This is a genomic window from Roseateles sp. P5_E1 (genome assembly GCF_054049335.1).
The window spans coordinates 69906-93921 of record NZ_JBFUMN010000015.1 but is presented as its reverse complement, the minus strand read 5'-3'; the positions used below and the strand labels follow the sequence as shown (position 1 = coordinate 93921).

The 24016-nt window shown below is 65.2% G+C and carries 21 protein-coding genes; 11 read left to right on the top strand and 10 right to left on the bottom strand.

Features of this window, described 5'->3' with window-relative positions; genetic code table 11:
• Positions 1 to 75: 75 nt before the first annotated feature.
• The 5 genes from ACXJKJ_RS14695 to ACXJKJ_RS14675 are packed head-to-tail and all read right to left on the bottom strand — an operon-like array spanning position 76 to position 4767.
• Positions 76 to 756: a DUF502 domain-containing protein gene (locus ACXJKJ_RS14695; RefSeq protein WP_056204058.1), complete on the bottom strand. Its 681-nt coding sequence runs from the start codon at positions 754 to 756 to the stop codon at positions 76 to 78.
• A gap of 12 nt (positions 757 to 768) precedes the next feature.
• Positions 769 to 1074 (bottom strand): FmdB family zinc ribbon protein, encoded by a 306-nt coding sequence (locus tag ACXJKJ_RS14690; RefSeq protein WP_457390656.1) that lies wholly within the window; start codon positions 1072 to 1074, stop codon positions 769 to 771.
• 46 nt (positions 1075 to 1120) lie between these two features.
• Entirely contained in the window at positions 1121 to 2584 is a 1464-nt protein-coding gene (locus tag ACXJKJ_RS14685; protein ID WP_457390655.1) for a sodium:solute symporter family protein, read from the bottom strand.
• Between the two features lie 60 nt (positions 2585 to 2644).
• Positions 2645 to 4207, bottom strand: coding sequence for a ubiquinone biosynthesis regulatory protein kinase UbiB (gene ubiB, locus ACXJKJ_RS14680; RefSeq protein WP_457390654.1), 1563 nt, complete (start codon positions 4205 to 4207; stop codon positions 2645 to 2647).
• On the bottom strand, positions 4204 to 4767 hold the full coding sequence (locus tag ACXJKJ_RS14675) for a hypothetical protein (RefSeq protein ID WP_457390653.1): 564 nt from the start codon (positions 4765 to 4767) through the stop codon (positions 4204 to 4206). Before ACXJKJ_RS14675 ends, ubiB begins: the two co-directional genes overlap by 4 nt.
• A gap of 132 nt (positions 4768 to 4899) precedes the next feature.
• On the opposite strand from ACXJKJ_RS14675, the gene ACXJKJ_RS14670 reads away from it, so the two are divergent.
• From ACXJKJ_RS14670 to ACXJKJ_RS14630, 9 genes are all read left to right on the top strand, one after another.
• Positions 4900 to 6288, top strand: coding sequence for an undecaprenyl-phosphate glucose phosphotransferase (locus ACXJKJ_RS14670; RefSeq protein ID WP_457390652.1), 1389 nt, complete (start codon positions 4900 to 4902; stop codon positions 6286 to 6288).
• A gap of 58 nt (positions 6289 to 6346) precedes the next feature.
• Positions 6347 to 7528, top strand: a complete 1182-nt coding sequence (locus tag ACXJKJ_RS14665; protein WP_457390650.1) for a hypothetical protein — start codon at positions 6347 to 6349, stop codon at positions 7526 to 7528.
• A complete protein-coding gene (gene galE / locus ACXJKJ_RS14660) occupies positions 7528 to 8547 on the top strand; it encodes a UDP-glucose 4-epimerase GalE (protein ID WP_457390648.1) in 1020 nt (339 codons plus the stop codon). Before ACXJKJ_RS14665 ends, galE begins: the two co-directional genes overlap by 1 nt.
• Positions 8544 to 9977, top strand: a complete 1434-nt coding sequence (locus ACXJKJ_RS14655) for a mannose-1-phosphate guanylyltransferase/mannose-6-phosphate isomerase (RefSeq protein ID WP_457390646.1) — start codon at positions 8544 to 8546, stop codon at positions 9975 to 9977. Before galE ends, ACXJKJ_RS14655 begins: the two co-directional genes overlap by 4 nt.
• A 77-nt stretch (positions 9978 to 10054) precedes the next feature.
• Positions 10055 to 11110: a dTDP-glucose 4,6-dehydratase gene (gene rfbB, locus ACXJKJ_RS14650; protein ID WP_457390645.1), complete on the top strand. Its 1056-nt coding sequence runs from the start codon at positions 10055 to 10057 to the stop codon at positions 11108 to 11110.
• 3 nt (positions 11111 to 11113) lie between these two features.
• Positions 11114 to 11995: a dTDP-4-dehydrorhamnose reductase gene (gene rfbD, locus ACXJKJ_RS14645; protein ID WP_457390644.1), complete on the top strand. Its 882-nt coding sequence runs from the start codon at positions 11114 to 11116 to the stop codon at positions 11993 to 11995.
• A gap of 7 nt (positions 11996 to 12002) precedes the next feature.
• Positions 12003 to 12887 (top strand): glucose-1-phosphate thymidylyltransferase RfbA, encoded by an 885-nt coding sequence (gene rfbA / locus ACXJKJ_RS14640; RefSeq protein ID WP_457390643.1) that lies wholly within the window; start codon positions 12003 to 12005, stop codon positions 12885 to 12887.
• Between the two features lies 1 nt (position 12888).
• Positions 12889 to 13440 (top strand): dTDP-4-dehydrorhamnose 3,5-epimerase, encoded by a 552-nt coding sequence (gene rfbC, locus ACXJKJ_RS14635; protein WP_457390642.1) that lies wholly within the window; start codon positions 12889 to 12891, stop codon positions 13438 to 13440.
• A 40-nt stretch (positions 13441 to 13480) separates the two neighbouring features.
• On the top strand, positions 13481 to 13876 hold the full coding sequence (locus ACXJKJ_RS14630) for a hypothetical protein (protein ID WP_457390640.1): 396 nt from the start codon (positions 13481 to 13483) through the stop codon (positions 13874 to 13876).
• Positions 13877 to 13900: 24 nt separating this feature from the next.
• On the opposite strand, the gene ACXJKJ_RS14625 is transcribed toward ACXJKJ_RS14630, so the two are convergent.
• Entirely contained in the window at positions 13901 to 15226 is a 1326-nt protein-coding gene (locus tag ACXJKJ_RS14625) for a UDP-glucose dehydrogenase family protein (protein ID WP_457390638.1), read from the bottom strand.
• 65 nt (positions 15227 to 15291) lie between these two features.
• Complete coding sequence (locus tag ACXJKJ_RS14620; RefSeq protein ID WP_457390637.1) at positions 15292 to 16299, bottom strand: NAD-dependent epimerase; 1008 nt, start codon at positions 16297 to 16299, stop codon at positions 15292 to 15294.
• A gap of 210 nt (positions 16300 to 16509) precedes the next feature.
• On the opposite strand from ACXJKJ_RS14620, the gene ACXJKJ_RS14615 reads away from it, so the two are divergent.
• Positions 16510 to 17298: a WecB/TagA/CpsF family glycosyltransferase gene (locus tag ACXJKJ_RS14615; protein ID WP_457390635.1), complete on the top strand. Its 789-nt coding sequence runs from the start codon at positions 16510 to 16512 to the stop codon at positions 17296 to 17298.
• 378 nt (positions 17299 to 17676) lie between these two features.
• Entirely contained in the window at positions 17677 to 20535 is a 2859-nt protein-coding gene (locus ACXJKJ_RS14610) for a right-handed parallel beta-helix repeat-containing protein (protein ID WP_457390634.1), read from the top strand.
• 134 nt (positions 20536 to 20669) lie between these two features.
• Here ACXJKJ_RS14610 and ACXJKJ_RS14605 read toward each other — a convergent pair whose 3' ends face one another.
• Genes ACXJKJ_RS14605 through ACXJKJ_RS14595 form a run of 3 tightly spaced genes read right to left on the bottom strand, consistent with a single transcriptional unit; the run spans position 20670 to position 24015 of the window.
• A complete protein-coding gene (locus tag ACXJKJ_RS14605) occupies positions 20670 to 21845 on the bottom strand; it encodes an acyltransferase family protein (RefSeq protein WP_457390664.1) in 1176 nt (391 codons plus the stop codon).
• 5 nt (positions 21846 to 21850) lie between these two features.
• On the bottom strand, positions 21851 to 23068 hold the full coding sequence (locus ACXJKJ_RS14600) for a glycosyltransferase family 4 protein (protein ID WP_457390632.1): 1218 nt from the start codon (positions 23066 to 23068) through the stop codon (positions 21851 to 21853).
• Entirely contained in the window at positions 23065 to 24015 is a 951-nt protein-coding gene (locus ACXJKJ_RS14595) for an NAD-dependent epimerase/dehydratase family protein (RefSeq protein ID WP_457390631.1), read from the bottom strand. The genes ACXJKJ_RS14600 and ACXJKJ_RS14595 overlap by 4 nt, the downstream gene beginning before the upstream one ends.
• Between the last annotated feature and the right edge of the window lies 1 nt (position 24016).

The following is a 24016-nucleotide window of genomic DNA, read 5'->3' as shown; positions in this document are numbered from 1 at the left end:
AATTCTTTTCAGGGGGTGTTCTTGGGGCGCTGGCGAGCTCGCTTGGCTCTCAGGATTGAACGCCTGCCGGGGCGCTCAACCCGGCTGGTTTCGCGCCGCCTCGTCGGCGATGGCGCCGAGGTCTACGGGATGGGGCAGCGGCGCCACGGTGCCCATGGAGATGATGTATTTCAGCGCCTCGTCCACCGTCATGTGCAGGGGCTTCACGTCCGACCTGGGCACGATGAGGAAGAAGCCCGAGGTCGGGTTGGGCGTGGTGGGCACGTAGATGCTGACGTGCTCGTCCTCCAGGTGGCAGGCCACCTCGCCGCTGGGCGTGCCGGTCACGAAGGCGATGGTCCAGCTACCGGCACGCGGGTACTGCACGAGGACGGCTTCGCGAAAGGCGTTGCCGCTGCTGGAGAACAGCGTGTCCGACACCTGCTTGACCGAGCTGTAGATGCTCTTGACGATGGGGATGTGGGACATCAGCCGGTCCCATTGCGTCAGCAGCCATTGGCCGAAGATGTTGGCAACGAGGACGCCGGTGGCCAACAGGCCACCGACCAGGATCACCAGCCCCAGGCCGGGCACATGGCGCAGCTCCAGGATGGCCTCGCGCAGCGAGGCCGGCATGATCAGGGCCAGCGCGGCCAGCATGGACCCGAAGACGCCGTTGACGACGTCCAGCACCTGGGCCAGCACCCAGATGGTGATGGCCAGCGGCAGCCAGACCAGCAGGCCGGCAACGAGGTATTTGCGTAAGGAAGCGCCCACGAAGCTTTTCGGTCAGTGGCAGGCGCAGGAGCCGCCGCAGGAGGTGGAGGAAGACGGCGATGCGGATGCTTCAGCCTTGGCGGCTTCGGGCTTGGCAGCATCGCCGGCGGCCGGGGCCGCGGGGGCGGCGGTCGAGCCACCCTTGAAGTCGGTTGCATACCAACCCGAGCCCTTCAGCTGGAAACCAGCTGCGGTGACCTGCTTGGAAAAGCTCTGCGCCGCGCAGGCGGGGCAGGTGGTCAGCGGCGCGTCGGACAGCTTTTGCAGCACATCCTTGGCGTGACCACAGGCGCTGCAGCGATAGGCGTAGATTGGCATGGTCGGGCTCGAAGAGACGCAAAGCCCGACATTTTAAGGGACACGCTCAGGGATGAGGCTGGAGATGGTGGCTGACGTGCTCGCGACGGTCGGTCAGCACCTGGGGCATCAGCGAGCCGACCACCATGCCCGCCAGCGCCGCCAGCAGGCCGGCCAGTTGCCCCGGGAAGAGCTCGCCCCAGGTCGTCACCTGCGGGAAAAAGGCCACCCAGACGGCGATGCCGGCAAAGATCGAGAACACCGCGCCCTGGGTCGTCGAGCGGCCCCAGTACAGACCAAAGACCAGCGGCACGAAGGCGGCGACCAGGGTGACCTGGTAGGCGGCGCTGACGAGGTCGTAGATGGATGTGCCCTGCAGCGCGATGGCGTAGGCCAGCACGGCGAAGGCGAAGATGACGAGCGTGACGCGCATCGCCACGAGAGACTGCTTGTCGCTCATGCCGGGGCGGATCTGCTTGAGGATGTTCTCGACGAAGCTGGTCGTCGGCGCCAGCAGCGTGGCTGACGAGGTGCTCTTGATGGCCGACAACAGCGCACCGAAGAACAGGATCTGCATGAACAGCGGCATGTGGCCCATGACGAAGCTGGGCAGCACGCGCTGGTAGTCGTTCTGGGCCAGTTCCAGCGCCTTGTCGCCCATGACGGCCACGGCGGCCAGCACGATGAACATCGGCACGAAGGCAAAGGCGATGTAGCTGAAGCCGCCGATCATGGCGCCGCGCTGGGCCGTCTTGGCGTCCTTGGCGGACATGACGCGCTGGAACACGTCCTGCTGCGGGATGGAGCCCAGCATCATGGTCAGGCCCGAGCCGAGGAACATGGCCATCTCGGTGAAGGTCGGGTTGGGCAGGAAGCGGCCCAGGTCGCGGCTCTTGGCCAGGGCCAGCACCTTGTCTGCGCCGCCGGCCAGGTCCGAGGCGAACACCGCGATGACGCTCAGGCCGATGACCAGCACGATCATCTGGATGAAGTCCGTCCAGGCCACGGCCAGGAAGCCGCCGATGACGACGTAGACCAGCACCGCCAGCAGACCGACGACCATGCCGGTCTGCGGGCTCATGGCGCCGTCGGTCAGGATGTTGAACACCAGCCCCAGGGCCGTGACCTGGGCCGCCACCCAGCCGAGGTAGCTGAGGATGATGGCCAGCGAGCAGAACACCTCGACGCCCTTGCCGAAGCGCTGGCGGTAGAAGTCGCCGATGGTCAGCAGGTTCATCCGGTACAGCCGCGCGGCGAAGAAGGCACCCACCAGCACCAGGCAGAAACCGGCGCCGAAGGGGTCCTCAACAACAGCGCCCAGGCCGCCCTGCACGAACTTGGCCGGCAGGCCCATGACGGTTTCGGCGCCGAACCAGGTTGCGAAGGTGGTCGTGACGACCATGATCAGCGGCAGGCTGCGCCCGGCGACGGCGAAGTCGCTGGTGTTCTTGATCCGCGTGCCGGCCCAGACACCGATGCCCAGCGTGCCGAGCAGATAGAGCACGACGAAAACGATGAGCGTGGTGTTCATGAGCGCAATAAGGGCCGAAAAATTTGGCGCGGATTATGAGGGCGCGGCTGGCGAGCCTCGCTAGGGGCTGATGTCCAGAAAGCGCACGGTCAGCCAAGCCACGGCGACGCCGATGGCAAAGCCCGCGGCGCCCCAGAGCAAACCGGAAAGTAGCCGGTTGGTGCGCCGCAGCTCGCGCACGAGAGCGCGGGTCTCGGCGTCGTCGGCACGCCGGGCCTGGCTCTTGAGGGCGTCGTGCAGCAGGCGCGGCAGCTCGGGGATGAGCTGTGCGAAGCGCGGCGCCTCCTTCATCAACTGCTTGTTGAACGCCGGCCAGCCGACCTGCTCGTTCATCCAGCGCTCCAGGAAGGGCTTGGCCGTGGCCCAGAGGTCGAGTTCGGGATCGAGCTGGCGGCCCAGGCCCTCAACGTTCAACAGCGTCTTCTGCAGCAACACCAGCTGGGGCTGGATCTCGACGTTGAAGCGGCGCGAGGTCTGGAACAGCCGCATCAGCACCTGGCCCAGCGAAATGTCCTTCAGCGGCCGGTCGAAATGAGGCTCGCAGACGGCGCGGACGGCGCTTTCCAGCGCATCGACCCGGGTTTCGGGCGGCACCCAGCCGGAAGCGATGTGCAGCTCGGCGACGCGCTTGTAGTCGCGCTGGAAGAAGGCGATGAAGTTCTGGGCGAGGTAGTCCTTGTCCACCTCGGTCAGCGTGCCCATGATGCCGAAGTCCAGCGCGACGTAGCGGCCGAAGGTCTCGGGCGCCAGGCTCACCTGGATGTTGYCCGGGTGCATGTCGGCGTGGAAGAAGCCGTCGCGAAACACCTGGGTGAAGAAGATGGTCACGCCGTCGCGGGCCAGCTTGGGGATGTCGATGCCGGCCGCCTCCAGCGCCGGGCGGTGCGAGATCGGCACGCCCTTCATGCGCTCCATGACGATGACCTCGGAGCTGCACAGGTCCCAGTGCATCTCGGGCACCATGATCAGATCCAGCTCGGCCATGTTGCGGCGCAGCTGGGCGGCATTGGCGGCCTCGCGCACCAAGTCCAGCTCGTCGTGCAGATAAGTGTCGAACTCAGCAACCACCTCGCGCGGTTTCAGGCGCCGGCCATCGGCGGAGAAGCGCTCGATCCAGACGGCCAGCTGGCGCATCAGCCACAGGTCGTCGTCGATGATGTCCAGCATGCCGGGGCGCAGCACCTTGACGGCGACCTCGCGGCCGTCCTTCAGCGTCGCGAAATGCACTTGGGCGATGCTGGCGCTGGCCACTGGCTCGGCGTCGAAGGTGGCGAACAGTTCCTCCAGCGGCCGGCCGAAGGCGCGCTCGACGATTTCACGCGACAGCGCCGCCGGGAAGGGCGGCACGCGGTCCTGCAGCTTGGCCAGCTCCAGCGCGACATCGAGCGGCAGCAGGTCGCGCCGCGTCGACAGCACCTGGCCGAACTTGACGAAGATGGGGCCGAGGTGCTCCAGCGCCAGCCGCAGGCGCACGCCGCGCGGCTGCTGCCAGCGCCGGCCCAGCCGGGTCAGGCGACGCAGCAGCCTGAAGCGCTTGCGACGCAGGCCCGACAAGGCCAGATCATCGAGACCGAAGCGCCAGACCGTCCACAGAATGACCAGCAGCCGCGAGACAAACCTCATGCGCCGCTACCGGACGTCGTCGTCGCAAAACGCGCGGCCATGCCCGACAACGTGCGCCGCAAGGTGCGGCCGAACTGGGCGAGCTGGCGGGCGGGCAGCGGCCCGACGATGCCGGCCAGATCGTCCTCGATGTCCCAGCGCAGGTTGTCCATCAACCAGTGCATCTCGCCAGCGAAAGCGGCATCGCCCTGCACGCTGACGGTGGGCGCCTCTCCCGTGAATGCACCCAGAGCCAGCTTGGCGGGGTTGGATGCATCGATCTCGATGCGCAGGCCGCCGGCGCCTGCCGGGGCGGCGTCCAGGCGTTCAAAAAGACCCGCTGGTGTGACACCGAGTATCAAATCAGGCGCCGCCGGCAGCAGGCTAGGCCAGCCTGCCAGGTGGACGACGAGCCCACGCCCAGCCAGCGGCCGCAGGCGTTGCGCCGCGATGGGCTCCCGCGACACGACATGGTTGATCAGCAAAACAAGGCGATCCTGCAGGGCCGGCATCAGCAAGGGCGAGATGGACGGCAGCGGAGGCAGGGGCGGCAGGGGCGGCAGGGGCCAGGAAGCAGACATATACAAGATTGTAGGCAGCGGACCATGAACAGGGGACGCCGACGGTTCGGCCGTCAAATTTGTTGGTAGAGAATCCCTGATCCTTTTCAGCCTCGGGTACACCCTGACCCGAGGACTACCAAACCCACCAAGATGTTTGAGGACCGCAGCTACAAGAGGACGTTCTACAGCGCACCGCAGTCGGTCGAATCCCTGATCGCCGCTTTCCTGGAGCCCGGCATCATCGTTCTGACCTTTCTTGTCGTGAACGGTCACTTCGACGAGCCGGTGCTGCGCCCCACCCTGACGCTGTGCCTGCTCGTCTTCGCCCTCACCTTCCCGGGCCGCAACCGCTTCAGCGACCACCCGGCCAGCGCCCTTGTGGACGTGCTGTCCTCCTGGCTGGTGCTGCTGGGCATCCTGCTGCTGTGCGGCTACGCCACCAACAGCCTGCACTATTTCGAGGACGAGGTGCTGCTGTGGTGGGCCGTCATCACACCTGCCGTCCAGATCGCCGCCATCGAGACGGGCCGGCGCATCCAGCAATGGCGGGCACGCGACCCGGGCGCGCGCCGCACGGCGGTCGTCGTCGGCGCGGGCGTGCTGGGCCACAAGGTGGCGCGAGCGCTGCGCGACTCTCAGGGCGTCGTCTGCCTGGGCTATTTCGACGACCGTGCGCCTGAGCGCCTGCACCCGGAAGCCGGCGCCTCCATCCTGGGCACCCTGCCCCAGCTCAGCGAGTTCGTGCGCGACAAGGGCGTGCGCGAGGTCTACATCACCCTGCCCCTGGGGTCGCAGCCTCGCATCGTCGAGTTGCTGGAACAGGTGCAGGGCACGACGGCCTCGCTGTTCTTCGTGCCCGACGTGTTCGGCATCAGCATCATCCAGGGCCGCCTGCAGGACATCTCGGGCGTGCCGGTGGTCGGCATCTGCGAGACGCCCTTCACCGGCACCAACCAGCTGATCAAGCGCGTCAGCGACGTCATTCTGGCCACATTGATCCTGATCCTCATCTCGCCCATCCTGCTTGCCCTGGCCATTGGCGTGAAGCTCAGCTCACCAGGCCCTGTCATTTTCAGGCAGAAGCGCAACGGCCTGGATGGCGAGGAGATCATCGTCTACAAGTTCCGCTCGATGCGGACACAGGACAATGGTCCCGTGGTCAAACAGGCCACCAAGGGCGACGCGCGCATCACGCCCTTTGGCGCCTTCATCCGCCGCACCTCGCTGGACGAACTGCCGCAATTCATCAATGTGCTGCAGGGTCGCATGAGCATCGTCGGGCCGCGCCCGCACGCCGTGGCCCACAACGAGGAATACCGCAAGATCATCAAGGCCTACATGGTGCGCCACAAGGTCAAGCCGGGCATCACCGGCTGGGCCCAGGTGAATGGCCTGCGCGGCGAGACCGACACCATCGACAAGATGGTGGCGCGCGTCGAATACGATCTGGAATACCTGCGCAACTGGTCACTGGCCCTCGATCTGCAGATCATTCTGCGGACGGTAAGGCTGGTGGTGTTTGATCGACATGCCTTTTAAGCCCATTCGAATCTCCACCACAGCGCGGCTTGTAGCACTTGCCGCCGCGGTCGCTGCCTTGGGACAGCCGGCGTGGGCGCAGACGGACGACACCGCCCCTTTCTACATCGGTGGCTCGCTGGGCGTCACCCATGTCTCCAACATCTTCCGCGAGAGCAGCGCGAGCAACAACGACAACGTGGTCAGCATCGGCCTGCTCGGCGGGCTGGACGAGCGACTAGGGCGCCAGCACCTCAGGCTGGATGGTTCGGTGCAGGACAACCGCTACCGCAACAACCGCGAACTGAACAATCTGTCCTACACAGCACGAGCAGCGCTGGACTGGCAGACCGTTGGCGACCTCTCCGGCACGCTGAGTGCCAAATCGGACCGCTCGCTGGCCGACTTCAACGTCGGCAACGGCGTCACGCAGATCTTCAAGAAGAACAACGAGCGCAACGACGAATACCAAGCGGTTGCGCGCTTGGGCGTCGGCACGCGCTACTCCCTGGAAGGCGGCTGGCTGTATCGCCGGCGTGAATTCACCGCTGAAGAATACGACCGCTTCGCCTACCACCAGAACACCGCTTCCCTGGGCGTCTACGCCATGCCAGGAGGCAATGTGAGGCTGGGGCTGGTCGCCCGCCACAGCAAGGGCCAGAACCCTCGCTATCCCAACGGCTTCTTCACGATCGACCCCGCCACCCTGCAGCCCAGGGCGCTTACGGAGCCCAACGACTACACGCGCGACGACATCGACTTCACCGTGCGCTGGAGTACCGGCGGCCGCAGCACGCTGAACACCCGCATCAGCCGCAGCAAAACCAAGAACAGTCTCCAGGTCCTGAGCGACTTCAGTGGCACGACCGGCTCCGTCGGCTGGAACTGGCAGCCGACGGCCAAGCTGCAGTTCAACCTGCAGTACTCCCGCGACACGGGCCAGGAGAGCGTCGTCCGCGCGCCGGACGTGAACCGCATCTACACGACCTGGCAGCTTGGCAGCAACTACGCCCTCACCGGCAAGCTCAGCCTCAGCGCCAATGCCGCCGACAAGCGTACGCGGCGCACCACCGAGGCGTCCACCGCCCTCTTTGATGCCTTCGAGGCCAGCAAGACCTACAACCTCGGCCTGCGCTGGRCCTTCTCGCGCGGCATCAGCCTGGGCTGCCAGTACGACCATGCCAGCCGGGACAGCAGCGTGCCACTGTACGTCTACAGCGCCAGCAGCTATGGCTGCACCGGCCAAGTCATCCTCTACTGATGACCACCATCCTGCTCACCGGGGCCGCCGGCTACATCGCATCGCACACCTGGCTGGCGTTGCAACAGGCGGGCTACCGTGTCGTGGGCGTCGACAACTTCGTCAACAGTTCTCCTGTCGTGCTGGAGCGCCTGGCCGAACTCGCCAGCGCGCCCATCGAGTTCGAGCGCGCCGACGTCTGTGACGCTGCGGCCATGGACGAGATCTTCGGCAGCTACCGGCCAGCCGCGGTCGTGCACTTCGCCGCCTACAAGGCCGTTGGCGAATCGGTCAGCCAGCCGCTGGCCTACTACCGCAACAACSTCGGYGGSCTGGTCAAYACCTGCGAGGYCATGAARCGCCAYGGYTGCAYGCGCATGGTGTTCAGCTCCAGCGCCACCGTCTACGGCGCWCCSGAMAARCTGCCSCTGCGCGAGGACGCRYCGACCTCSTCGACCAACCCCTAYGGCGCSACCAAGCTGATGGGCGAGCAGATCCTGCACGACCTCGGCATCGCAGAGTCAGCTTGGCAGACCGCCTGCCTGCGCTATTTCAACCCGGTCGGCGCCCATGAGAGTGGCCGCATCGGCGAAGACCCGCGCGGCACGCCCAACAATCTGATGCCCTATGTCGCCCAGGTGGCGGTGGGCCGGCGCGCCAAGCTCTCGGTCTTTGGCAATGACTACCCGACGCCTGACGGCACCGGGGTGCGCGACTACATCCATGTCAGCGATCTGGCCGAGGGCCATGTCGCCGCATTGCGCTGGCTGCTGGCCAACACCGGCTCGCTGACCGTCAACCTCGGCACCGGCCAGGGCTACAGCGTGCTCGATCTGGTGCGCGCCTACGAGGCCGCCAGCGGCCGCAGCGTGCCCTACGAAATCGTCGCGCGCCGCCCCGGCGACATCGCGGCCTGCTGGGCCGACCCGGCGCTGGCACGCGAAATGCTCGGCTGGCAAGCCAAACTCGATCTCGCCCGCATGTGCCAGGACAGCTGGCGCTGGCAACAACTCAACCCCCACGGATTTCACCCCGCATGATTCAAGTCCAACCCGTCATCATGGCCGGCGGCTCAGGCACCCGGCTCTGGCCACTGTCGCGCAGCGGCTATCCCAAGCAGTTCCTCGTGCTGTCGGGCAACGAAAGCCTGTTCCAGTTGGCTGCGCGCCGCCTGGCTGCGCTGGCCTCGCCCGAATTCGAGCTGGCCGGCCCCTGCATCGTCGGCAACGAGGAGCACCGTTTTCTCGTGCTGGACCAACTGCGCGAGACCCGGCAGGAGCCCAGCAGCGTGCTGCTGGAGCCGCTGGGCCGCAACACGGCGCCGGCGCTGACGCTGGCCGCGTTGGCCGCGCTTGAGGGTGGCAAGGATCCGGTGCTCGTCGTCACCCCGGCCGACCAGACCGTCACCAACCCCGCCGCGTTCACCAAGGCGCTGCAGGATGCGGTTCGCATCGCCGCCGAGGGTGCCATCGCCATCCTCGGCATCACGCCGGACCGGCCCGAGACGGGCTATGGCTATATCCGCACCTCGGGTGACTCCGCCGGCCTGGCGGTCGCGCAGTTCGTCGAGAAGCCCAACCTCGAGACGGCCGAGCGCTATCTGGCCGAAGGCGATTACTWCTGGAACAGCGGCATGTTCGTGCTGCGCGCCAGCGTCTGGATGAAGGCGCTGGAGCGCTTCCGCCCCGACATCGCCACCGCCACGCGCGCCGCCTGGGACGCGCGCAAGACCGACGCCAAATTCGTGCGCCCCGGCAAGCCGGAGTTCGCCGCCGTGCCCAGCGAATCCGTCGACTACGCCGTCATGGAGCGCTGCCCCGGGACGGACATCCCCCTGCGCATGGTCGCGCTGGATGCCGGCTGGAACGACCTGGGTGCCTGGGAGGCCGTCTGGCAGGTGGCCGACAAGGATGCCGATGGCAATGCCTTCGTCGGTGACGCCCTGTTCGCCGACAGCAAGAACACCCTGGTCCACGCCACCAGCCGCCTTGTGGGCGTCGTGGGCCTGACGGACATCGTCGTCGTCGAGACGGCCGATGCCGTGCTCGTCAGCGACCGTTCGCGCAGCCAGGAGGTCAAGCAGATCGTCAACCGCCTGGGCGCCGAACAACGCGGCGAACATGCCCTGCACCGCAAGGTGCACCGCCCATGGGGCTGGTATGACAGCATCGATTCGGGCGAGCGCTTCCAGGTCAAGCGCATCATGGTCAAGCCCGGCGCGTCCCTGAGCCTGCAGATGCACCACCACCGCGCGGAGCACTGGATCGTCGTCAGCGGCACGGCCGAGATCGTCAACGGCGACAAGACCATCCTGCTGACCGAGAACCAATCCACCTACATCCCGCTGGGCCAGACCCACCGCCTGGCCAACCCGGGCAAGGTGCCGCTGGAGATCATCGAGGTGCAGTCCGGCTCCTACCTGGGCGAGGACGACATCGTCCGCTTCGAGGACACCTACGGGCGGGCCTGAAAGTTCCGGCTTTTCGGCGGCTTGCATGCCGCTTCCCCGTCTAGCATGCCGTCCCGGACCCCATTGAGAATGACGACATGACGATCCTGGTCACCGGCGGTGCCGGTTTCATCGGCAGCAACTTCGTGCTGGACTGGCTGCGCCAATCCGACGAGCCCGTCGTCAACCTCGATGTGCTGACCTATGCCGGCAACCTCGAGAACCTGGCCTCGCTGGACGGCGATGCGCGCCACGTCTTCGTCAAGGGCGACATCTGCGATCGTGCGCAGATCGACCAACTGCTGGCCACGCACCAGCCTCGCGCCATCGTCCATTTCGCGGCCGAGAGCCATGTGGACCGCTCCATCCATGGCCCGGGCGCCTTCATGAAGACGAACGTCGACGGCACCTTTACGCTGCTGGAGGCTACGCGCGCCTACTGGGGCGGGCTGGCGGATGAGGCCAAGGCGGCCTTCCGCTTCCATCACGTCTCGACCGACGAGGTCTATGGCTCGCTGAAACCGTCGGACCCGCCTTTTGCCGAAACCAATCCCTACGAGCCCAACAGTCCGTACTCGGCCAGCAAGGCCGCCAGCGACCATCTCGTGCGCGCCTGGCACCACACCTATGGCCTGCCGGTCGTCACCACCAACTGTTCGAACAACTACGGGCCCTATCACTTCCCCGAGAAGCTGATCCCGCTGATGATCGTCAACGCGCTGGCGGGCAAGCCCCTGCCCGTCTACGGCGACGGCCAGCAGATCCGCGACTGGCTCTACGTGACCGACCATTGCAGCGGCATCCGCGCCGTGCTGGCCGGTGGCAAGGTGGGCGAGACCTACAACATCGGCGGCTGGAACGAGAAAGCCAACATCGACATCGTCAAGACGGTGTGCGCCTTGCTCGACGAACTCAAGCCCTCGGCAGACGGCCCCTACGCGCGCCTAATCACCTATGTGAAGGACCGTCCCGGCCACGACCGCCGCTACGCCATCGACGCGCGCAAGATCGAGCGCGAACTGGGATGGCGCCCGGCCGAGACCTTCGAGACCGGCATTCGCAAGACGGTGCAGTGGTATCTGGACCATCCGGAATGGGTCGCGCGCGTGCAGAGCGGCGCCTACCGGGACTGGGTCGCCAAGCAATACAGCTGAGCCATGAAGATCCTCCTTCTCGGCAAGGGCGGCCAGGTCGGCTGGGAGTTGCAACGCGCGCTGGCCGTGGCCGGCGAGGTCGTCGCGATGGACCATGACGACGGTGCCGACTTCACCCAACCCGAGGCGCTGCTGGCCCGGGTCAGAGACATCGCTCCCCATGTCATCGTCAATGCGGCTGCACACACCGCCGTCGACAAGGCCGAGAGCGAGCCCGCGCTAGCCCGCCAGATCAACGCCGCCGCGCCCGCCCTGCTCGCCATTGAGGCCAAGCGCATGGGCGCCCTGCTGGTGCATTACTCGACCGACTACGTCTTCGACGGCAGCGGCAGCCATGCCCGTGACGAAGAGGCGCCCATCGGCCCGCTCAGCGTCTATGGCGCAACCAAGGCTGAGGGCGAAGACGCCATCCGCGCCAGCGGTTGCCAGCACCTCATCCTGCGCACCAGCTGGGTCTACGCGGCACGTGGCGGCAACTTTGCCAAGACCATGCTGCGCCTGGCCACCGAGCGCGAGCAGCTCAAGGTCATTGCCGACCAGATCGGTGCACCCACGGGGGCCGAACTGCTCGCCGACCTGACCGTGCACATGCTTCGCGCCGCGCGCGTGAACCCCGCGTTTACTGGCACCTACCATGCGGTGGCCGACGGTACGACGAGCTGGCACGACTACGCCCGCTTCGTCATCGAATTCGCACGCGCCCGCGGCGCCAACATCAAGGTCGCGCCGGATCAGATCCTCGCCATTCCAACGAGCGACTATCCGACGCCCGCCAAGCGCCCGCTGAACTCGCGCCTGGCCACCGCCAAGCTGCAGCAGCGCTTCGGTCTCGTCCTGCCACCCTGGCAGCAGGGCGTCCAGCGCATGCTCGAGGAAATCCTTTAGGACCCCTATGAAGAACCGCAAAGGCATCATCCTCGCAGGCGGCTCCGGCACGCGGTTGCACCCGGCCACACTGGCCGTCAGCAAGCAGCTGCTGCCGGTCTATGACAAGCCGATGGTCTATTACCCGTTGAGCACATTGATGCTCGCGGGCATTCGCGACATCCTGCTGATCAGCACCCCGCAGGACACCCCCCGCTTCGAAGCCCTGCTCGGCGATGGCGCACGCTGGGGCTTGAACATCAGCTATTGCGTGCAGCCCAGCCCCGATGGCCTGGCCCAGGCCTTCATCCTCGGCCGCGACTTCGTTGGCGGCGCGCCCAGCGCCCTCGTGCTGGGCGACAACATCTTCTACGGCCATGACTTTGCCGGCCTGCTCGGCAGCGCCACCGGCCGCGACAACGGCGCCAGCGTCTTCGCCTATCACGTGACCGACCCCGAGCGTTACGGCGTGGTCGACTTTGATGCCCAGCAACGCGCGCTGTCCATCGAAGAAAAGCCGAAAAGCCCGAAGAGCAATTACGCGGTGACGGGCTTGTACTTCTACGACGAACAGGTCTGCGACATCGCCGCCGCCATCAAGCCCAGCGCCCGCGGCGAACTCGAGATCACCGACGTCAACGCCCAATACCTGCGCCAGGGCCAGCTCAATGTCGAGATCATGGGCCGCGGCTATGCCTGGCTGGATACCGGCACCCACGACAGCCTGCTCGAAGCCGGCCAATTCATCGCCACACTGGAAAAGCGCCAGGGCCTGAAGGTGGCCTGCCCGGAAGAGATTGCCTACCGCGCCGGTTGGATCGACGCGGCCCAGGTCGAGGCCCTGGCCAAGCCGCTCGCCAAGAATGGCTACGGCCAGTACCTGCTCAAGCTGCTGACCGACCGCGCCTTCTGACATGAACGTGATCCCCACCGCCCTGCCCGAGGTCCTGCTCATCGAGCCCAAGGTCTTTGGCGACGCTCGCGGCTTCTTCATGGAGACCTGGAACGAGGAACGCTTCAACAAGGCGCTGGGCTACAACGTCCACTTCGTGCAGGACAACCATTCGCGCTCCTCGCGCGGCGTGCTGCGCGGCCTGCACTACCAGCTCAACCCGCAGCCCCAGGGCAAGCTCGTGCGCTGCGTGACTGGCGCCGTGTTCGACGTGGCCGTCGACATGCGGCGCTCCAGCGCCAATTTCGGCCGCTGGGTCGGCTTTGAGCTGTCGGCCGAGAACCAGCGCCAGATCTGGATCCCGCCCGGTTTCGCCCATGGCTTCGTCGTCATCAGCGAAACCGCGGATTTTCTCTACAAGACCAGCGGACCCTACGCGCCTGAGTACGAAGGCTCGGTGCGCTGGGATGATCCCGGCATCGCCATCGCCTGGCCGCTGGACGGCATCACGCCTCAGCTGTCAGCCAAGGATGTGGCCGCCCCACTGCTGGGCGCCGCCAGGTGTTTCGATTAGCTCGGCTTCCACGGAGCGCACGAGCCAGGAGTTGTTCAACATGAAGAATCCCTCATGCCGCCTTGCCCGCTGTCTCGCGCTGATTGTTTCCTTGGTCGCCTGCAGTGCGGCTTCCGCGCAGTCGCTCGAAATCAAATGGCTCGGCGAAGGCAGGTACACCCGGACCGTCAAGGTGCAGCCCGCCAAGACCTACGAGTTTTGCGGCGAACTCAAAGCAAACCAGAAGCTGATCTGGTCCTTCGAATCGTCCCAGACGCTGAGCTACGCCATCTACCAGATGGATGGCAGCCACAAGACGCCGGTGGGAGCCTCGACGGACGGCTGGAGGGCCAACGGCAAGGTCGAAGCGCCATCGGCCGGACGCTACTGCTGGACATGGACCAACGGCAGCGACAAAGCGATAGAACTGGCGTTTGACCTCAAGCCACAGCCCTAGTGCGGCTTTGAACGAAGGCGGCTCTCAGCCACGACCAATGCCGCGATAGTCGATGCCCAGCGCCTTCATCAGCTTGGGGTCATAGAGATTGCGGCCGTCGAACACGACAGGCGCCTTGAGCGTCGACTTGATGGCGTCGAAGTCCGGCGTGCGGAACTCCTTCCATTCGGTCACGATCAGCAACGCGTCCGCACCCTGCAGCGCCGCCTCGGCACGCTCGACCAGCGTCACGTCGTCGCGCGGGCCGAGCACGCGGGCTGTCTCGGGCATCGATACCGGGTCATAGGCCGCCACCGTCGCGCCGCGCTTCGTCAGCTCGTCGATGACCACCAGCGACGGTGCTTCGCGCATGTCGTCGGTATTGGGCTTGAAGGCCAGGCCCCAGATGGCGAAGCGGCGGCCCTTGAGGTCGTCTCCGAAACGCGCAACAACCTTGTCGACCAGCACGCGCTTCTGACGCTCATTGGCCTCTTCCACGGCCGTCAGCACTTTCAGAGGGATACCGTTATCGGCAGCGGTCTTGACCAGCGCCTTGACGTCCTTGGGGAAGCAGGAACCGCCGTAGCCGGCCCCTGCATAGAGGAACTGGTAGCCGATGCGCGGGTCCGAGCCGATACCGCGGCGCACCAGCTCGATGTCGGCGCCGACGCGCTCGGCCAACAAGGCCAGTTCGTTCATGAAGCTAATGCGCGTGGCCAGCATCGCGTTGGCGGCGTATTTGGTGAACTCGGCACTCTTCACGTCCATGACCAGCATGCGGTCCTGGGTGCGGTTGAAAGGCGCGTACAAGGCGCGCATCAACAGCGTGGCCTGCTCATCGTCGGAACCGATGACGACACGATCGGGCTTCATGAAGTCGTCGACCGCCGCGCCTTCCTTCAGGAACTCAGGGTTGGAGACGACGGCATAGGCCATGTCACCCAGGCCGCGCTTTTCGAGTTCTTCCTTGACCGCGGCGCGGACCTTGTCGGCCGTGCCGACCGGCACCGTGCTCTTGTCGACGATGACCTTGTAGTCGGTCATGCGTTGGCCGATGGAGCGGGCCGCGGAAACCACGTATTGCAGGTCGGCCGAGCCGTCTTCGTCGGGCGGCGTGCCCACGCCGATGAAGAGAAGCGTGCCGTGCTGGACGGCCATGTCCACGTCGGTCGTGAACTGCAGGCGGCCGGCCGCCACATTGCGGCGCACCACCTCCAGCAGACCGGGTTCGTGGATGGGGATCTCGCCATCGTTCAGGACACGGATCTTTTCGGGATTCACGTCCAGGCAAACCACGTGGTTGCCCATCTCGGCCAGGCAGGCCCCGGTGACTAGGCCGACATAGCCGGTGCCGATGGCGGTGACTTTCATTCTCTATCCTCTTGCAGAAACGGTTCACGCGTTTGTAACGCAGGCGCATGACAGCGCCGTTGGGATCAGACCTTGTAGTAGTCCCGATACCAGGCGACAAAGCGCTGGATGCCTTCGGGTACAGGCATGGCAGGGCGGAAGTCCGTCCATGCCGCCAGCTCTTCTACATCGGCATGCGTGGCCGGCACGTCGCCATCCTGCAGCGGCATGAAGTTCTTGACCGCCTCGCGGCCCACGGCCTGCTCGATGGCCTCGATGAAGCTCATTAGCTGGATGGGCGCATGGTTGCCAATGTTGAAGACCCGGTAAGGTGCGCTGGAGCGCGCCGGATCGGCCTTGGCGGGATCGTAATCAGGATCGGAAGTTGCCGTGCGGTCCAGCACGCGCACGACGCCCTCGGCGATATCGTCGACATAGGTGAAGTCGCGAATCATCTTGCCGTGGTTGAACACGTTGATGGGCCGCCCCTCGATGATGGCCTTGGTGAACAGGAACAGCGCCATGTCCGGCCGGCCCCAGGGACCGTAGACCGTGAAGAAGCGCAGGCCCGTCGTCGGCAACCCGAAAAGGTGCGAGTAGGTGTGAGCCATCAGTTCGTTCGCCTTCTTCGTCGCCGCGTAGAGGCTGATGGGATGGTCGACGCTGTGATGCTCAGAGAACGGCATCAGCGTGTTGCCGCCGTAGACGCTGGAGCTGGACGCGTAGGCCAAATGCTGCACGCCGCTGTGGCGGCAGCCTTCCAGGATGTTGGTAAAGCCAACGATGTTGCTGTCGATGTAGGCGTGCGGGTTCTCGATGGAATAGCGCACCCCGGCCTGGGCAGCCAGATGCACCACGCGATCGAAGCGTTCGTCGGCAAAGAGCTTGGTCATGCCGGCGCGGTCCGCCACGTCCATCTGCACGAAGCTGAAACCGGGCTTGGGCGTCAGGCGCGCCAAGCGGTCGTGCTTGAGCTGGGGGCTGTAATAGTCGTTGAGGTTGTCCAGGCCGACGACTTGGTCGCCCCGTGCCAGAAGGATCTGGCTGACATGCATGCCGATGAAGCCGGCGGCGCCGGTGACCAAAACCTTCAAGACGTATCCCCCAAAACTATGTTCGCAAAGCTCGCGGCCGCGCCGTCAAGCCGCTATTCTGATCGACGTTGGCTATCCAGGCTCGATTTGCCTGCCGACGCCAGCGGCAGCGCCCACGCGCATCGCCCCATCCGTGCCCCTGTCCGAGCTTGTCCTGGCCCAAGTTGCTCCGGCTCGAAACTTCAAGCGCCCCTCGTACGCAACCGCCTCATGCTTCCTGGTCACTCCACGCTCTCAGAAACCAAGCTGTTCGGCATTCGCCTGTCTGTCGGCTCCATGCCGACGGCCGTGGAGTCAATCATGGCCCAGGCCCGGCAGGCACAAGGCGGGCTGGTCTGCGTCGCCAACGTCGACATGCTGACCCGCGCAAAGCGCACGCCGCGGCTTGCGCAGCTGATGGAGAACGCCACGACCGTCGTGACCGACGGCATGCCCCTGGTATGGGCGCTGCGCGCCTTCCAGCAGCGTCAGGACGCGGAACGGGTATATGGCCCGGGGCTTGTGCTCGATCTGGCCGAACGCGCTGCGCAGGAGCAGGTCAGCGTGTTCTTCTACGGCGGCACGCCCGAGGAGCTCGAGCATCTGCAACGCAATCTGCTGGCGAGCTTTCCCACATTGCAGATCGCCGGTCTGGTCTCGCCGCCCATGCTGCCGGCCGAGCCGCCCTTCGACGCCGAAATCGTCCAGCGCATCAATGAGTCGGGCGCAGGCATCGTATTCGTCGGCCTTGGTTGCCCCAAGCAGGAATTCTGGATGGACACCCATCGCAGCCAGCTGAAGCCAGTTGCCATCGGTGTGGGCCTGGCGTTTGCGCTGATCGCCGGCACCAAGAAACAAGCGCCGAAATGGATGCGCGAATCGGGCCTCGAATGGCTCTTCCGCCTTGGTCAGGAACCTGGCCGCCTGTGGAAGCGGTATCTTGTCGGTAACTCGCTATTTGTTTGGTATGCACTGAGAGAGTGCCTAACCCCCGTAAGCAAACGTACGAGCGGGCACTAATTGGCGCGTGTTTTATTGAGTTACGAATGGCGCTCTGGAAGCGCGGCAGAGTTGGCGCTTGCGATTTTTCGTAGTCGAGAGAATGCTGACTAGAGCGGCTCGTTTGCCCGCTTCCTCTTACCGGGCCCACCTTCAATGCTGTATCGATCCACCTCCCGTTCGCCCATGCAACTGTCCGCGCTGACGAGTGCCATCATTGGCTCAGTGCTTGCCGTGACCGCCTGTGGCGGTGGCGGGGGCGGGAGCGCGGATTCGCACTCGCAGGCCGCAGTCGCTCCCGTCGACAGCTCCGCGTCGGCTGCGGTAGCCAGCGCCGCTGCAGCCTCGGCGGCTGAGGCCCCGGCATCGGCCGCTTCCGCGGCGTCCGCTGCGCAAGCCGTGACGACGGCAGCCACACCCACGACAGGTGCGCGCGCTGCCACCTCGACCGTGACGGGCAGCAGCACTACGACACCTGGAAGCTCGACGTCCGGCAGCGGCACGCAGACGCAGGGCAGCGTCACCATCCTCGCGACAACGAGCGGGGGCGGCCAACTCAATAGCACCACGGTCGCGAGCACGGCCGCCGCCACAGCTGGCCCTACCGCCAAGATCGCAGCGGCAACCTCCGAAGTGGTGTCCGACGTTCGCATCTACGTCGAAGCCAATGGCAGCGACGCCGCGACTGGGGCCACCCAGACCGTCGGCGCCGCGGACGGCCCCGTCCTGACATTGGCACGCGCTCAAGCGCTCGCTCGCGTCAAGCTGGCCGCCATGCTCGCCGGCTCGGCGACCCGCCTGCCGGTACGTGTGCTGATCGGCCCCGGCACCTACCCGCTCAGCAGCACGCTGGGGTTCAACTCGTCCGACTCCGGCACGACAGCGGCTCCTGTCAGTTATGAGGCGCGCCAGGTCGGCACGGTCACCATCAGCGGCGGCAAATCGCTTGGCACGCAGACGGCACCCAGCACGGTCACCGCGCTGAGCTTCAATGCGCCGGTCGATGCCGCCGTGATCCCCGGCGGTTCACAGCTCTATGTCAACGGCCGCCGCGCCATCCTGGCCCGCCAGCCCAACGCCGGTTCGGCGTGGTTCGTCCAGCGGCCCATCGTGCTTGCCACCGACCCGATAGACAACCAAGGCTCTGAGGCCTTTGCGCCGGCCGCTGCCGACCTTACCTGGATGGCCAACCTCAGTGCCGCCGACAAGGCGCGCGCCATCGTCGACGTGATGCACTCGTGGACGAGCAGCCGCCACCACCTGTACACGCTGGGCACACCCACCGGTGCGGTGCGCGTGACGCCCCGGTCGCTCTGGCCCTTCCAGAACTTTGGCGTGTCGCAGCGCTACTTCGTGGAGAACGTCGTCGCCGCACTGGATGCGCCGGGCGAGTGGATCTACGAGAGCGGCGTGATCCGCTACATTCGCCAGGCCGACGAAGCCGGCCAATCGGTCACGCCCACCCTGCCCCTGCTCGAGAAGCTGTTCCTCATCCAGGGCGAGTCCAACACCAAGCAGGTACAGAACCTGCGCTTCATCGGCCTGTCGTTCGCGCACACCCGCTTCCTGACGCCTGCCACCGGCTTCGTCGACCACCAATCGGCAGTCGAGCTGGGCGCCGCCATCGAGGTCAACAAAGCCCGCGCCATCGTCTTCGATCAATGCCAGGTCTCGCAGACGGCGGCCTGGGGTATCTGGCTGCGCGACAGCGTGCGGGAGTCCAAGGTCAGCAATTCGACCTTCACCAACACCGGTGCGGGCGGCATTCGCGTCGGCCTGACCAGCCAGAGCCCCAGCGACACCTACGCCAGCGGCGCCAATCAGATCAACGGCAATAACGTCTCTGAGACTGGCAAAGTCTTCCCAGGCGCAGCGGCCATCTGGCTGGGCCAGACCTGGGACAACCAGGTGCAGTGGAACAACGTCTACCGCACAACCTACACCGGTATCTCGGTGGGCTGGACCTGGGGCTACGCCGATGCCGGCTCTGGACGCAACAAGATCAACGGCAACCTGCTCTACAACATCGGCCAGGGCCAGATGGCCGACCTGGGCGGCATCTACACACTGGGCAAGTCGCCAGGCACCACGATCACGAACAACGTGATCCGCGAGGTGCGCCATTACGGTGGCAATGGCGGTGGCGGCTGGGGCCTATACAACGACCAGGGCAGCAGCGGCATCATCATGCAGACCAATGTCGTGGTTGGCACGGACAGCGGCGGCTACTTCCTGCAATACGGTCGCGACAACACGCTGCATAACAATGTGTTCGTGGCCAGTGACGCGCCGGACGTTAACGTCGGCCGTCTGGACACCGCGACCAACCTGACCGTGCGCGCCAACCTGTTTGTCTCCAACAAGCCGCAGGTCTTCGGCAACCTGGCCAAGGCGCCAGAGGTGGCGGCCTCCATCAACGAGGTCTCCAGCAACCTCAGCACCACCGTTGACAACTCGATCTGCGGCACCGGCTGCACCACCAGCAAGACGGCGATCACGACGACCTCGGCACCGTTGTCCGTCAGCAGCAACTCCGCGACATGGACGCCCGTCATCAATACAGCGCTGGGGATCAAAGGCACCACGGCCGCCCTTGCCGTGCTTGCATTGCCTGCGCCAGCCCTGCCTGCGGTGATCGGCAAGGAACTGCTGGCACCCGCCTTGGTAGCAACCGGCCTGGAATGGACGCTCGACATCGCCGGCACGACCGCTGGTTCACGGCCCTCGACAGGCTTTACCTACATCCTCGGCAACGATCCCAACTCGATAAAGGTCATCAACAAGGCAGACGCCCCGGGCGGCAAATGCTTGGCCTACTACGACAACGCCACGTTCCAAAATACCTACGAGCCGATGGCGTATGCCAAGCTGAACCACACGACGGGGATCACCACGGTCGAGTTCAGCCTGCAGATCGATGCCGCCACCAGTTTCTGGCACGAGTGGCGCGATGACGGCAGCCCCTATGAAGGCGGCCCGACGATGTTCATCAGTTCCAAGGGTGTTCAAGTCCGTGGCACTACGGTTGCCTCGGTCGATGTGGGGCAATGGATCAAGTTCAAAGTGACGGCCCCCATGGCGCAGCCAAGCGGCGTATGGAAGCTGGAGATGACGCGGACCAACGGGGAGAAGGTGACCGTCAACAACTTGGCCATGAAGACAGCCAACTTCAAGCGCCTCAACTGGCTTGGCTTTATTTCGAATGGCGTCACCCCGGCGAGTTCGTGCCTTGCCGGTCTGAAGGCTTCAAACCTGTAAGGTCGCCACGCTGTCGCCAGACCTGCTGGCTTCACCCCACTTCGGGAGCCCGGTGCGATGCATCGCGGCTCCCGCTTTCATTGCTGCGCACAGCTGCGCTGTTGTCACATCGGCTGCATGTACGCCCGATCAGCTCAAGGCCGCGCAGGCGCTTTCGGTTGCCCTAGAAGCAATGAGCCGAGGCCGCGCCTGATCTTGTCGGTATGTCTTTCAAACAACCAAAAGAATCCGTAGCAGCAGACGTACACCAAAGCGATCCACACGAACAAGAACGTCAGGTTGAAAGTCGTGGGCTGTACCTGAACACCGACCAGGCCAAAGGAGAACGCGACAGCCACCATCAGCAGCATCACCGGGAAGTGAATCACATAGGTGCTGTACGAGAAATCGGCAAGACGATGGTGCAGGCGGGAAAAGCTGGGCGCACGGCGCAAGCCGGTTGCTGCGCAGACCAACAACAGGGTGTATGCGAGGCCAAACAACAGGTCGCGTCCAAAGCCTGAGAAAACCCCGGCTTCGTCAGCTGCGGTTTCAACGTTATGGCTCAGCCGCGACGCAATGAGTGCGCCACCGAACAGGAGCGCGCCGAGCCAAAACGGGGGGAAGCGCCGCCCACGCTCTATCCACTCTGCCGCGGCGACACCAAGGCACCACACGCACACCCACAGCATCAGGCGTGGCGGTAACAGTACGGTCAACAGCAGCAGTAGCACCAACAGGGCTGCCTTGCGCCCCCGACTGGGTGCTAGCAACCCGCCGGCTAGCAGCGCGAACGCCGTGTAGTACCACCATTCGTTGGCCAGGCTCCACAGCGGCGCATTGCTGCCCAAACGCGGCACGCTTATCCCTTGCAGCATCAGGAGATTGCCAAGAAATGTCGACAGCCCGAGATTCTCGGAAACCGTCGTGTTCATAGAGCTTCCGTACTGCGCAGCGGCCGTGTAGAGGGCGCTATGGTTGAAGAAATGCCACCCGATCCAGTCAAGGGTCGCGCCCAGCAAAAGGCCAGGAATCAGGACGGTGTATATGCGGCTTACGCGTGCGACGGCATAGGTGCCAAGGTTGACCCCCTTGGTCCTCCATTTCTGCAAACTCAAGCCCCCCACCAGATAGCCGCTGATCACGAAAAAGACAACGACAGCCTCGTGCCCAAGGCCAGTGAAGAAATAGAGTGCCTTGATGGCCATGTTTGGTGCGAGCACCTGCCTGTAATCAACAAGAAGCAGGTGCCGCGCGTGGGCAATGACCACCAAAGCAGCGGCTAACCATCGCGACCAGTTCAGAAAGGTGGAAAACGGCTGGGCTATCACGATGGTCAAGGCGACGTGGTGCCGAGGGCAGCGGTAGCGCCACCCTCGCGCTTCGCCAACCCTGCGACCAGGTTGGCGAACCGGTCCGCAAACTGCGACCGTGACTGACGGTAGTGCAACAGCGCCTGCTGCTGCGTGTCGCCGCGCGATGCGGCATTCGGGAGCGTTGCCCAAGCATCGCGCAGGCACGCGGCGAGTTCCTGGGAGCTGGTCGGCTCAAAATAGCGCGCCAGCGGGCCGGCTTGTTCGCGATGGAGCGGAATGTCGGACAAGACCATGGGCACGCCCAGCGCCTTCGCCTCCTCCACCGTTGTGCTCCAGCCTTCGAACAGCGAAGGATTGATGAGGGCCGCCGAGCCCATCGCCAGCGGCATCACATGCTCGTAGGGCACCAACCCGAGAAAACGGAACTGCTGCTCCAGACCGTACTGACGGGCCAGCGCGAGCACCTTCTGAGGGTGATCGGGATTGCGCGCATCTGCCGCCTTGCCCGTGCTGACAATGACAACCGGGTCACCGGCCTGCTTGAGCAGGTGCAGCGCTTCGATGACCACAAGGTGGTTCTTGTGCCGCCACAGCTGATTCGGCATGTAGAAGTAGCGCTCGGACAGGCCATGCGATCGGAGCACCTCGGGAACAGCCAACTGTCGCGCCGGGTCTGGCGGCGTGACACAGAAAGGCAGCACTGAAATGCGTCCGCGCGAGGCCGGAAAGAACCGCTCACAATCCTGGCGCGCATCCTCGCTGCTGACCATCAGCCGCGTCGCACAGCGGCTCAGCGCTGCGTAGCCCAGATCGCGCTTGAGCCGATTGGCCGTCGAAAACATCTGCGGCAGATGCCGGTGCTGGAAGTCGGCAATCCAGGCCAACGTGGGCATCGGGAAACGATAGCCATACCAGGCTGCATGCTGGAACACGACATCAATCCGCTGCTCGCGGAAAGCGCGCAGCGACACCGAGTCGCGTTGCAGCACGGCACTCCCCAGCAGGCGCACCGTACGCGTGCCCGCTGACGCGCCCCAACCCGGCACCACCACGGGCGGCTGCGCCAGAAAGGGTAGCAGGATGGCCACACTGTCTGCGGGTGTTTCCGGCGCGATGAACAGCACCGCCTCGACGGGCTTGGACGGCAGGTCAGCCACGGCCGAGAGCAGGTTGCGCAGGTAGTTGATGCCACCCGTCCAACCATCGCCACCAAAGATGGTGAAGGCCACGCGCGTCATCGGGCTTCCTCCTGCACCGCCGCCGCATGCTGGGCGCGGAACCAGGCCACGTAGTCGTCCAGACCTGCACCCCACTCCCGCGTGGGCGTGAAGCCCGCCGCACACACCTTTGACACATCGGCCACCAGGCGCACCGGGTCTCCGGGCCGCGCCTGACCCGAGAACTCCGCCGCGCAACCGCTGCCCCATGCGGTGCACAGGCGCCGTGCAATCTCGCGCACGGGCGTAGCAACACCCGTACCGCCGTTGATGACCTCGGCCGTGTTGCTCGCCCGCTCGGCCGCCCACAGCATCAGCCGGGCCACGTCGTCCACATGCAGCCAGTCGCGCAACTCATCGCCCGTGCCACCCAGCTTCAGCTGGGTTTCGCCCTGCACCAACCGCGTGCAGGCATCCCACAGCAACTGTTTGCGCAGGCCTGGGCCATAGACCGAGAACAGCCGAACGATGGCGACACGCAGCCCGAAATTGCGGGCGTGCGATTCGAGCGCCAACTCTGCCATGCGCTTGTGAAAGCCATAAGGGCTGTAGGGTGTGGAAGGGGCGGTCTCAGCAATCGGGCCCGAATGCCCAGCGCCGTAGACGGCCGCACTGGACGCCATCACCAGCCGCGCCGTCGGTGCGCGAAGTCGCAGCCATTCAGCCAGCTCGCTGGCAGCCACCACCGAGCGATGAAAGTCCTCTGCAGGCTGCGCAAACGACGGGCCCACGGCACTGCCGCCGGCCAGATGGATGACGATGTCGGGAACGCCGACGAGGGCCGACAAAGCGTCCAGATTGGCAGACGAGATCTCGCCGTTCTGCCATTCAGCCACGCCCCATTGGCCACGCACCGACTCCAGCCACGCGCCATGACCAAGGCCGACCACCTTATGTCCGTTGTCCGCAAAGTGGCGTGCCACGTGGCGGCCGATGAAGCCGCGAGCACCGGTGATCAACACGGTCATC